Consider the following 9,227-nt stretch of genomic DNA (forward strand, 5'->3'; position numbering starts at 1 on the left):
CGAGACTTTGGGAAAGGCATTAGGTGACATCAACCACCGACCACGAAAATGTTTAGCTTACAGAACCGCTGTTGAAGCTCTCTTGAATGAGTTCGAATAAAGGTTGCACTTTTTCTTGCAATTTGTCACATAAAAAAGAGGGAACACCCCCTTTTTTTAGTATATAGTTAACTCACGTTGGCCTAACAAGAAATAGGTACTGGTCAAACTATCTTGACCTCCATTCACAAAGAGTTCGATACTATTTTTATCAAGGACCACTAGTACGTGTGGATTTTCAGCTTGCACAGCACGGCGTTCCGTTGACCAGGCTTCCTCTCCTTGAATCGCTTGTTTTAATGAACTGCGATCAATGTAGACTTCTTGTCTTTCTGCATCATAGCCAAATTCGATATAGTCCGCTTCGCTTCCCAATCGAAAGGCCTTTCCACCACTCCAATCTCCTTGGAAATAACCAACTTCAACTGCTCCTTGATCAGGTAGGATTGGTAATTGCTCCAACAAGCTAGCAGGAAGTTCTTGAACGAGTACTCCATTATCCCATTTCAATTTTCTTGGCAAGGTCATGGCGCATGCCCACCTATGGCCTAATTGATCCGTGATATTGGTCCGCCCCCAAGTCTGCATCCAAGCAATCATAATGCGTTCCCCAGCTGTATTTTCCAAACTTTGAGGTGCATAGAAATCATGACCGTGGTCAATTTCTTTAACTGTTTCCAGTTCAAAGACCTTCTTGTCCCAGTCTACACTACCTGTCATAATGACAGAAGAATTGATATTTGCATAGTCAAGACCTGTCTTTTCGTATCGCATTGGTGACATAGCCAAGCAAGAGACACCGTCCAATTCAAAGTAATCAGGACATTCCCACATAAAGCCTTGATGTGGCTCACCTTTTAGGAAAATAGACGCAAAGTTCCAAGTGACTAAGTCAGGTGATTCAAGCAGAACAATCGTACCTACCTCTTCACGGTGCTTGGCAGCCACAACTGCGTAGTAGGTCCCACTTTTTTCAAATAATTTTGGATCGCGGAAATCACTTGCAATGAGTTCTTCTGGGAGAATCTCCCCTGTCGCAACTGGATTAGATGCTAATTTCTCAAATTGAATACCATCTTTAGAAAAAGCCATGTTTTGCACTTGTGAAATAGATCCATCTGCATTGACAATATGACCGGTGTACATCAACCAAAGGGTATCATCCTTGACAATCGCACTTCCTGAGAAGCAACCGTCCTTATCATAAGATTGATCAGGAGCAAGGGCGACTGGGAGGTGTTCCCAATGGAGCAAATCCTTACTCTTTGCATGGCCCCAGTGCATTGGCCCCCACTGCGTTCCGTAGGGATAATATTGGTAAAACAAATGGTATTCCTCTCTGAAATACACCAAACCATTCGGATCGTTAATCCAGCCTATCGGCGCTGTAAAATGAGCCTCCGGCTTGTACAGAGGATTCACCTCTGCTTGATGTTCCGCAATATACTCGTTGGCTTTGGTTACACTCAATAGGTCTCCCATATTTTCTCACTCTCTATTTCTATTTTTGATTTTCTAGGTATTTATCGTAGTATTTTTGTTTGATGGCTAACCAATCTGACAAACCGTATTTTTCTAATTCTTTGAGATAATCATCCCACTCTTTGTCGATGTTACCGTTAACAATCCACTCTGCACGTTTGCGATAGATATAGTCATTCATATCTGCTTCAATTTGAGCAAGTTTATCCAAATCTTCTTCTTCCATGAAGACACGTGGGTAGATGGAGTCATTATTCATATATGGAACATAGTTTTGCTTCAAGATATCCAAGCGCCATGCAGCATCATCTGGTTTTGTTGTCACTTTGCCATAGTAGCTGTCTAGGATAGCAAGAGGGCCTCCAACTTCTGTCTTCTGACGAAGCTCTCCTGGTGCGGTTCCTTCAAGGGGCAAGTGTTTCAAACTATTTGTTGCTTTGTCAAATTCAAAGATATTTTGCTGCGTATCATCACCATACGTACCCCAGTTATTTTGAACAGATTGCAATGGTGCATACTGAGCATCAATCCATTTGGCTGTCAATTCAAGGTTTTTATTGGCACTTGTAATCACCATACGGTCGCGTGAGAAGCCCATCCCGTTAGTACGAGCTACATGTTTTTTACCGCTTGGTCCTGCTAAAACTGGTAGGACATCGTAGCTATCGTTAAAACCTGAAACGTTGGCTTTATCCCATGTGAAGTAGACACCGTATTGATGTTCGCCACCTTTTGCAATATAGGTATTCCAATCTTGTTCAAAGGCTTCTGGATCAAGTAAGCCTTTTTCTTGCAATTGACGAATGAATTTTACACCTTCTTTGTATTCTGGATTATCAGCCGTAAAATCTACCACACCGTCATTTCCAACGACCAAGTGATCATCGTTATCCCCGATACCAAATGCTCCAAACAGAAGTTTAAAATCTTCATTTCCGCCTGCATTGATAAAGGACATTGGGATTTCATCAGCTTTGCCATTTCCATTTGGATCTTGTGTTTTGAAGGCTTCTAAGACTTTTACAAGCTCATCTGTCGTGGTTGGCATGTCAAGATTTAGTTTTTTCAACCAATCTTTATTGATCCAAGCCATGTCATTCACAGAGTGAATAGATTCTTTTCCATCACCTAATTCCTCAATCCAAGGGAATGAATAGATATGGCCATCTGGTGCTGTCATCAATGCACGGTATTCTGGTTTTTCTTCCAAAATCTTCTGCAAGTTTGGCATGTATTTCTCAATCAAATCTTCAACCGGAATAATCACACCCTGCTTAGCCCATTTGACCAACTCAACATCTGAAGCACCGTCATTATGAATAGCGTCTGGCAAGTCACCTGACGAAATGTCCAAATTACGTTTTTCAGCAAAATCAGAAGAGTAGTTTGTCCAGTCAATATGGACACCTGTCTCTTCTTCCAAACGTTGATAAATCAATTTATCATTCGGATCTTTGGGAGCAAGCGGTGAACTACCTGTAATAAATTTCAAGGTCACTTTTTCCTTCAGAGGGAAAGAAACATTTTCAAGTTTGTAATCTGGGCTGGAAGCTGTATTTTTGCTACCACAAGCAGCCAAGGCCAAAGTAGATGTTGCTAATAGAGTCACACTGAGACTCATCCATTTTTTCATTTTCATGAGAAAACTCCTTTTTTATTAATACAATTTTAATGATACTCTCTAAAAACTAATTTTCAGCGAGTGTTACCCTTTCAATGATCCTGCCATAATACCTTTATCAAAGTATTTTTGGAAGAATGGATACATGACAATTAACGGTAGACTTGAGATGACGATTGTTGCATACTTAATCATTTCTGCAATTCGTTTCATTTCATTCATCGCAGCCTGAGCCCCAATCATATCTTTGCCTGGCTCACTTTGAATCAAAATCTTCCGCAAAACAAGTTGGAGCGGTTCTAAATTCGGATCCTTGATATAAATCATGGCATCAAAGTAGGAATTCCATTGTCCGACAAAGGCATATAGGAAAAGAACAAACATGATTGGTTTAGCAAGCGGCAATATAATCTTGACAAAAATTTCTAAATCATTTGCTCCGTCAATATAGGCTGCTTCAAGCAACTCATCTGGAATACCCTGAAAATAAGTCCTTGCCAAGATAATATTCCAAACATTGATAGCACCTGGGACAATAATCGCCCAGACGGTATTTAACATCCCTAAATCTTTTACAAGCAAATAGGTCGGAACCAAACCTCCACCAAAGAACATGGTAAAGATGAGAAAGGCATTGATCCATTTCTTTCCAACCAAATCCTTTTTCGACAAGGGATAGGCAGTCAAAACGGATAAGAATACCGTTAGAGTTGCAAAACTAAAGGAATAAAAGAGGGAGTTAAAGAATCCTCTTATAATTGACTTGTCGCTAAATACCCTTTGGTAACCCTCAACCGTCCAATCAGCTGGATTAAAGCTAATTCCTTTGCTCACAAGTACTTGAGGATCCATGAAGGAAGCCACTAAAATATAAATCAATGGAACAAGTGTAATAAGGACCAAAAAGGCAATGATGATTTTATTGACAACCAGCATACGCCGGTCAAATTTCGTATAAATCTGTGTATTCATTTTGTCCCCCCCTATAATCCTTGACCGTCATTCATTCGTTTAACAATTTGATTCACTGCAACCAACAAAATAACATTGATGACTGCATTGAAAAGCCCTACAGCTGTCGAATATGAATAGTCTCCCGAAACAAGACCGACTTTGTAAACATAGGTTGATATAATCTCTGAACTCGTCAAGTTGAGTGATGTTTGCATCAAGAAGGCCTTTTCATAGCCAACATTCATGATATTTCCAGCTGCCAGTACAAACTGAATCACCATAACAGGCCTCAATGCTGGCAAATCAATATGCCAAATTCGTTGGAAAATATTGGCACCGTCCATCTTAGCTGCTTCAATCAAGGACGTATCAACATTGACCAGTGTTGCGGTATACAGCGTAGAAGCCCAGCCCATTCCTTGCCATATTCCACTGAAAATATAAAGTGGTCTGAAGGCATTTGGATCTGTCAAAAAATTTGCTTTGACTCCAAAAAGAGACAAAATACTATTGATCGGACCTCCAACTGAGAAGAAGAGGAAAATCATTCCGACAATAACCACAACTGAGATAAAGTTTGGTGCATACAGGATGAGTTGGATCCGTTTTTTCGCCTTATCACTCAGCAACTGGTTGAGCATGATTGCCAAGATAACTGGAGGTAGGAAGCCCAATAGCAAGCCATAAACGCTTAATTTCAAGGTGTTACCTAATAGGATTCCAAAGTTGGGAGAGGAGAGAAATTTGGTGAATTCTTGAAACCCAATCCACTCACTTCCCATTACACCCTTTAAAGGATTGTAATCTTTAAACGCAATTAAGACGCCATACATCGGTATGTACTTAAAGACAAATGTCAATAACAAGCCTGGAAACAGCATCAAGAGTAATACTTTTTGCCGTTTGATTCTTTCCCACAAAGAGTAATCCTTTCCTATGTTCATAATTCCTCCTTTTGAAACGTTTCAATTTTAGAGAAACGAGAAACCTATTTCCTTATAATAGATTCTCTTTTTGAAACGTTTCATTTTTGTTGTAAAAAATAAATTTCCTACCTATAGTCTACCATTGGCAGCGCTTTCTGTCAAGCGTTTTTTAAAAATTTTTTGTCGTTCTTCCGTCAACATAGGAAATCGGTAAAATACTTTGAAGTTTATGGTTTTGTTTTTGAATAATAGCTAGCAAAATATCTACAGCTACCTGAGCCATCTGCTCTAGAGGTTGCTTAATCGTAGACACATGATAGGTTCTATCATTAGAAAAACGAATACCATCATAACCAATCACTTGAACATCATCAGGGACTCGTTTACCTTGTTTCTCTAAAATCGTAATAACATCTAAAGCTGTAAAATCATTGATTGCAAAAATGCCATCAATCTGCGGATGTTGTTCCAAGAAGGTTTCTAGTTGCTCTAGAAAATCATCGAACGGTTCTTCTAAATCAAAAATCAAGCACTCCTTATCCGTCAATCTCACTGTCTTTTCAAAAAATTGGCGACGCTTTTTGGTCTCATTGAGTGTATTATTGTGACTTCCAACAAAGGCTAAATGCTGACAGCCCTTTTCCAACAGCATTTGTGCTGCAAGTTCCCCACCTTTTTGGTTGTCAGATGTAACACAAGCAATTTCCTTATCCTGATAGGTTCTATCAATACTCACAAAAGGAATATTTGATGCTAAATAATCTTCAATCGGACTATAGGTAATCGCAATAATGCCGTCTACCTTATTTTGCCGCAACATCGTGAGGTACTCAATCTCTTTTTTCGCTCCATCTGTGTTACACAGCAATAATTTATAGTTTTTCTTACTGAGGGCTTCTTCGATAAAAAAGGCGAACTCGCTAAAGAATGGATGCCAAATGGTCGGCAGAATTAAGGCGACGGTTTCTGTACGATTGGTTTTCATCCCTCGGGCATAAACGTCTGGAATATAATCAAGCTCAGCGATCGCTTGCTGAACCTTTTCGAGCGTCGTTTTCTTAATACCTTGCTCTTGGTTGATAACACGCGATACTGTACCTACACTGACGCCCGCTCGCTGCGCTACATCTTTCATTGTAACCGATTTTTTTTGCTTATCCTCCATCACTTCACCTCCTTTATTTTTCATTATACCATATTTTGAAATCGTTTTCTATATTTTTCAAGAAATAAATTATCTAGCTATGAAAGCACAAAAGAAACTCATTCCTAATCTACAAAAATATGTCGTTTTCTCACTAGCATAGACTGGCAAAAAAAGCCAAGCACTACTGCTCAGCTTTCTCATTCTATTCAACACTAAACAAATATGGATATACTGGTTGACCACCTTGGTGGATTTCCACTTCAATATCTTCATATTTTTCTTCTAATTCTTGGGCAAGATTTTCTGCCAAGGCTTCATCCCCTTCTTCACCCACATAAATAGTGACAATTTCACTGTCTTCATCTAACATCTTATCGAAGGTTACTGCAAGAGCTTGAAGGATATCTGGATTTGACACAACAATCTTACCGTCAACCATACCAAGATTGTCATTTTCATGAATCTCAAGACCGTCAATTGTCGTATCACGGACCGCCGTCGTCACACTACCACTTTTAACATCGGCTAGCGAAGCTGTCATAGCTTCAAAGTTTGCTTCAATATCACGACTTGGATCAAAGGCTAGTAAACTGGTAAATCCTTGCGGAATCGTCCGTGTTTCCACTACTTTGACAGCTACTTCTGCAACTTCTGCTGCTGATTGAGCTGCCATTAAGATGTTCTTATTATTCGGCAGTAAGATAACGTTGCGTGCATTGACCAAATCAATTGCCTTCACAAAGTCTTCGGTAGAAGGATTCATGGTTTGACCACCTGAGATCACGTAGTCTACCCCTTGTGATTTGAAGATTTCAGTTAAACCTTCGCCCGCTGCAACAGCAATCACTGCGTATTCTGTTTGTTCAGCTGGTTTTTGGAAACTCTCTTCTTTTTCTACTTGCGCTTCATGTTGCTCACGCATATTATCCACTTTAACTTTTACCAAACTACCATACTGGAGACCTGCCTGCATAACCAATCCTGGATCTTCTGTGTGAACATGGACTTTTACAATTTCGTCATCATTCACCACTAGGAGAGAATCCCCTAGGTCATTTAAATAGGTACGAAATTCTTCGTAGTCAAATTCTTTCACATAGGTTGGACCTTGACGAAGAGCCACCATGATTTCTGTACAGTAACCAAATGTAATATCTTCTGTTGCAACATGGCCTGCTACTGACTTATGATGCTCGGCATTGATCATCCCAGACATTACCGCAGGAGTTGCTTCAAAATCGTCAGAAGCAATGTATTCACCAGTTAAAGCCGCCAAAAAGCCTTCATAGATATAAACCAAACCTTGACCACCAGAGTCCACTACGCCAACTTCTTTCAATACCGGAAGCAAATCTGGTGTTTTCTTGAGTGCACGTTTTGCCCCTTCTAAGGTTGCACGCATAACTTCAACTGCATCATCTGTCTGTTCAGATTTTTTCAAAGCTGCAGTTGCTGCACCACGAGATACCGTCAGGATTGTCCCTTCAACCGGTTTCATTACCGCTTTATAAGCTACTTCAACACCATGTTGGAAGGCTTGTGCCAAGTCTTTTCCTGTCAACTCGTCTTTTCCTTTGACCGATTGACCAAAACCGCGGAATAATTGAGAAGTGATTACTCCTGAGTTACCACGAGCCCCCATCAACAAGCCTTTAGATAAAATTTGAGCGGCTTCACCAACCGTATTAGCAGGTTTATCAGACACTTCTTTTGCACCATTGGTAATAGTCATGCCCATATTGGTTCCTGTATCACCATCTGGAACAGGAAAGACATTTAATGAATTCACATATTCTGCTTGTTTATTCAGACGAGTCGATGCTGCCTGCACCATTTCTTGAAATAAACTAGTTGTAATTTTAGACACCATTATTCTCCTACGACTTTGATATTTTGAATATAGACATTGACCGTATCTGCTGCAATCCCTAATTGATTTTCCAAATTAAATTTCACACGCTCTTGGATATTGCGAGAAACTTCGCTGATTTTGACGCCATAACTCATCACAGTATAGACATCTACTGCAATATGCCCTTCTTCTGTCGTCTTAATCACAACACCCTTAGCATAATTTTCCTTGCCAAGAAGTGCTTGGAAGTTATCCTTAATCGCAGATTTGCTGGCCATACCAACAACGCCAAAAATCTCTGTCGTAGCACCACCCACAACTGTAGCAATGACATCATCTGTTAGCTCAATCTGGCCATCTTTTGTATTGATTTTAACCGTCATTTTTCGTACCTCAAATCATTTTATCACTCTATTCTACCATATTTTCTCACGAGTGTAAAAAACTAGGCTGTTACAGCAGATGAGAAGAACTTGTGCTGTCGTTTTTTTTTCCAATATAAGCAGCCTTTTTAGTAATAAAATAGAAGTCCAACTACAATCTGACCTCTTTAATGCAGAGAAAAAGAAGTCCACTGGACTTCTAGACTCGCTATCTTATTTTCTCAGCTCGTGAAAAAGAGGTCCACTGGACCTCTAGACTCGCTATCTTGTTTTCTTAGCTCGTGAAAAAGAGGTCCACTGGACCTCTAGACTCGCTATCTTATTTTCTCAGCTCGTGAAAAAGAGGTCCACTGGACCTCTTTTTTTAAACGCGTTCGATTTTGCCTGATTTAAGTGCGCGAGCTGAAGCCCAAACTTTTTTAGGTTTTCCATCAATCAAAACAGTTACTTTTTGAAGATTTGGTTTTACCGCACGTTTTGTTTGGTTCATCGCATGTGAACGGTTGTTTCCTGATACAGTTTTACGACCTGTAAAATAACATACTTTAGCCATGTGTATTCCTCCTCATTTGATCAAATATTACGGATGTGCTAGCACCACATACTTGACTATTCTACCAAAAAATATGACTCTTGGCAAGAAGAACTTTCAATTTTTTTAATCTATTATCTGCGATGTGATGAATAGTCGCTTAAGCTAAATTTCAAGTTCAAGTTAGCCAGTCTGTAAAAATTCTCTAGGAGATTTGTAACCCAATATCTTCTTTGGATAGTTGTTAATCCAGTTTTCAATAAATGCGACTTGTTGTTGCGTCGCATTTTT

Annotated in this window: 8 protein-coding genes and 2 pseudogenes; 1 reads left to right on the plus strand and 9 read right to left on the minus strand. The window is 39.7% G+C overall.

The genetic code is table 11. The annotated features are described in order from the left end of the window. Positions 1–100, plus strand: a pseudogene (locus tag ABPH35_RS09275) (IS30 family transposase); the annotation flags it as partial. A 56-nt stretch (positions 101–156) separates the two neighbouring features. Here the strand turns inward: ABPH35_RS09275 and ABPH35_RS09280 are convergent. From ABPH35_RS09280 to ABPH35_RS09320, 9 genes and pseudogenes are all read right to left on the minus strand, one after another. After that, the gene (locus tag ABPH35_RS09280) at positions 157–1,521 is read right to left on the minus strand and encodes a glycoside hydrolase family 32 protein (protein WP_349988177.1); all 1,365 of its coding nucleotides are present in this window, start codon (positions 1,519–1,521) and stop codon (positions 157–159) included. 19 nt (positions 1,522–1,540) lie between these two features. Further along, the gene (locus ABPH35_RS09285) at positions 1,541–3,154 is read right to left on the minus strand and encodes an ABC transporter substrate-binding protein (protein ID WP_405054577.1); all 1,614 of its coding nucleotides are present in this window, start codon (positions 3,152–3,154) and stop codon (positions 1,541–1,543) included. A 72-nt stretch (positions 3,155–3,226) separates the two neighbouring features. Further along, the gene (locus ABPH35_RS09290; RefSeq protein ID WP_349988175.1) at positions 3,227–4,114 is read right to left on the minus strand and encodes a carbohydrate ABC transporter permease; all 888 of its coding nucleotides are present in this window, start codon (positions 4,112–4,114) and stop codon (positions 3,227–3,229) included. Between the two features lie 11 nt (positions 4,115–4,125). Beyond that, a complete protein-coding gene (locus tag ABPH35_RS09295; RefSeq protein WP_349988174.1) occupies positions 4,126–5,040 on the minus strand; it encodes an ABC transporter permease in 915 nt (304 codons plus the stop codon). A gap of 151 nt (positions 5,041–5,191) precedes the next feature. Then, positions 5,192–6,187: a LacI family DNA-binding transcriptional regulator gene (locus ABPH35_RS09300; RefSeq protein ID WP_349988173.1), complete on the minus strand. Its 996-nt coding sequence runs from the start codon at positions 6,185–6,187 to the stop codon at positions 5,192–5,194. 184 nt (positions 6,188–6,371) lie between these two features. Further along, positions 6,372–8,036 carry a DAK2 domain-containing protein gene (locus ABPH35_RS09305; RefSeq protein WP_349988202.1) on the minus strand — a complete coding sequence of 555 codons (1,665 nt, stop codon included), beginning with the start codon at positions 8,034–8,036 and terminating at the stop codon, positions 6,372–6,374. 2 nt (positions 8,037–8,038) lie between these two features. Further along, positions 8,039–8,404, minus strand: coding sequence for an Asp23/Gls24 family envelope stress response protein (locus ABPH35_RS09310; protein ID WP_075105451.1), 366 nt, complete (start codon positions 8,402–8,404; stop codon positions 8,039–8,041). Between the two features lie 364 nt (positions 8,405–8,768). Then, entirely contained in the window at positions 8,769–8,957 is a 189-nt protein-coding gene (gene rpmB / locus ABPH35_RS09315; protein WP_067087013.1) for a 50S ribosomal protein L28, read from the minus strand. A 162-nt stretch (positions 8,958–9,119) separates the two neighbouring features. Beyond that, positions 9,120–9,227, minus strand: a pseudogene (locus ABPH35_RS09320) (IS30 family transposase); the annotation flags it as partial.

The organism is Streptococcus handemini, assembly GCF_040984445.1.
Lineage (GTDB): Bacteria > Bacillota > Bacilli > Lactobacillales > Streptococcaceae > Streptococcus > Streptococcus handemini.

What these genes read in the sequence shown, in the direction of transcription:
- ABPH35_RS09280 (WP_349988177.1), bottom strand. Translation starts at nt 1,521, where the DNA reads ATGGGAGACCTATTGAGTGTAACCAAAGCCAACGAGTATATTGCGGAA.
- rpmB (WP_067087013.1), bottom strand. Translation starts at nt 8,957, where the DNA reads ATGGCTAAAGTATGTTATTTTACAGGTCGTAAAACTGTATCAGGAAAC.
- ABPH35_RS09300 (WP_349988173.1), bottom strand. Translation starts at nt 6,187, where the DNA reads ATGGAGGATAAGCAAAAAAAATCGGTTACAATGAAAGATGTAGCGCAG.
- ABPH35_RS09290 (WP_349988175.1), bottom strand. Translation starts at nt 4,114, where the DNA reads ATGAATACACAGATTTATACGAAATTTGACCGGCGTATGCTGGTTGTC.
- ABPH35_RS09285 (WP_405054577.1), bottom strand. Translation starts at nt 3,154, where the DNA reads ATGAAAAAATGGATGAGTCTCAGTGTGACTCTATTAGCAACATCTACT.
- ABPH35_RS09310 (WP_075105451.1), bottom strand. Translation starts at nt 8,404, where the DNA reads ATGACGGTTAAAATCAATACAAAAGATGGCCAGATTGAGCTAACAGAT.
- ABPH35_RS09295 (WP_349988174.1), bottom strand. Translation starts at nt 5,040, where the DNA reads ATGAACATAGGAAAGGATTACTCTTTGTGGGAAAGAATCAAACGGCAA.